This window comes from Streptomyces sp. NPDC060198 (assembly GCF_042728415.1).
Taxonomy (GTDB): Bacteria; Actinomycetota; Actinomycetes; order Streptomycetales; family Streptomycetaceae; genus Streptomyces.
In genome coordinates, this window is record NZ_JBHWZJ010000659.1 from 1 (window position 1) to 1,699 (window position 1,699).

Annotated in this window: 1 protein-coding gene and 1 pseudogene; both read right to left on the reverse strand. The window is 67.6% G+C overall.

Annotation, left to right across the window (positions count from 1 at the left end; genetic code table 11):
• Window positions 1–573, reverse strand: a pseudogene (locus ACFWEP_RS34520) (potassium-transporting ATPase subunit B); the annotation flags it as partial.
• Window positions 570–1,699 (reverse strand): potassium-transporting ATPase subunit KdpA (gene kdpA, locus ACFWEP_RS34525; RefSeq protein ID WP_387376239.1); only part of this gene is annotated, 1,130 nt, incomplete at its 5' end. The pseudogene ACFWEP_RS34520 and the gene kdpA, both read right to left, overlap by 4 nt.

Below are 1,699 nucleotides of genomic sequence, written 5' to 3' on the forward strand. Positions count from 1 at the left end.
GCCGCCGGACTCACGGATCACCGGAGCCGACTCGCCCGTGATCGCGGACTCGTCGACCGAAGCCACACCCTCCACGACGTCACCGTCGCCGGGGACGACGTCCCCGGCCTCGCAGACGACCAAGTCGCCGACGCGCAGTTCGGTGCCGGGGACCTCTTCTTCCTCGCCGCCGGTGATCCGGCGGGCGACCGTGTCGGTCTTGGCCTTGCGCAGGGTGTCGGCCTGCGCCTTGCCCCGGCCCTCGGCCACCGCCTCGGCGAGATTGGCGAAGATCGTCGTCAGCCACAGCCAGAGGGCGATGGCCCAGCCGAACCAGTCGGTGGGATCGGTGGCCGCCAGCACGGTGGTGAGTACCGACCCGATCAGCACCACGAACATCACCGGGGACTTGACCATCACCCGGGGGTCGAGTTTCCGTACGGCGTCGGGGAATGACCTGAGCAACTGCTGAGGATCGAACAGGCCTCCGCCGACGCGTCCCCCGCCCTGACGGCCGGTGGGAGCGTCCTGGTGCGGTGCCCGGGACGGGGTGAGCGCGGACATGGAGTCCTCTTGCTTCGGACCGGTGGTCATGGGGCCAGCCCTTCGGCCAGCGGGCCCAGCGCGAGTGCCGGGAAGTAGGTGAGACCGGTGACGATCAGGATCGTGCCGACCAGCAGCCCGCTGAAGAGCGGCTTGTGCGTGCTCAGAGTCCCGGTCGTCGCCGGTACGGGCTTCTGCGCGGCGAGCGAGCCCGCCAGCGCGAGGATGAACACCATGGGCAGGAACCGTCCGAGCAGCATTGCGATCCCGAGCGTGGTGTTGAACCACTGGGTGTCGGCGTTCAGCCCGGCGAACGCCGAACCGTTGTTGTTCGAGCCGGAGGCATAGGCGTACAGGATTTCCGAGAAGCCGTGCGCACCCGGGTTCAGCATCGAGTGCGCAGGCGTCGGCAGAGCCATCGCGGCGGCCGCGAAACCGAGTACGAGGGCGGGCGTGATCAGGATGTAGCAGGCCGCGAACTTGATCTCCCGGGTGCCGATCTTCTTCCCCAGGTACTCCGGGGTGCGCCCGACCATGAGCCCCGCGATGAACACGGCGATGACCGCCATGACGAGCATGCCGTAGAGGCCTGACCCAGTACCGCCGGGGGCGATCTCGCCGAGTTGCATGCCCAGCATGGCGATGCCGCCGCCGAGACCGGTGAACGAGGAGTGGAAGGAGTTCACGGCTCCCGTCGACGTCACCGTCGTGGCCACCGCGAAGATGGACGAGCCACCGATCCCGAACCGGACTTCCTTGCCCTCGGTCGCGCCTTTGGCGATGTCGAAGGCCGGACCGTGATGGGCGAACTCCGTCCACATCATCAGGGCGCTGAAGGTGAGCCAGATGAAGGCCATCGTCCCCAGGATCGCGTACCCCTGCTTGAGCGAGCCGACCATCCGACCGAACGTGCGGGTCAGGGCGAAGGGGATGAGGAGGATCAGGAAGACCTCGAAGAGGTTGGAGAGACCGTCTGGGTTCTCGAAGGGGTGGGCGGAGTTGGCGTTGAAGTAACCGCCGCCGTTCGTGCCCAGCTCCTTGATGACCTCCTGCGAGGCGACCGCACCACCGTTCCATTCTTGGGACCCGCCCATGAACCGGCCGACGCCGTGGATGCCTGAGAAGTTCTGGATGGCCCCCGTCGCCACCAGCACGACGGCCCCGACGACCGCTATGG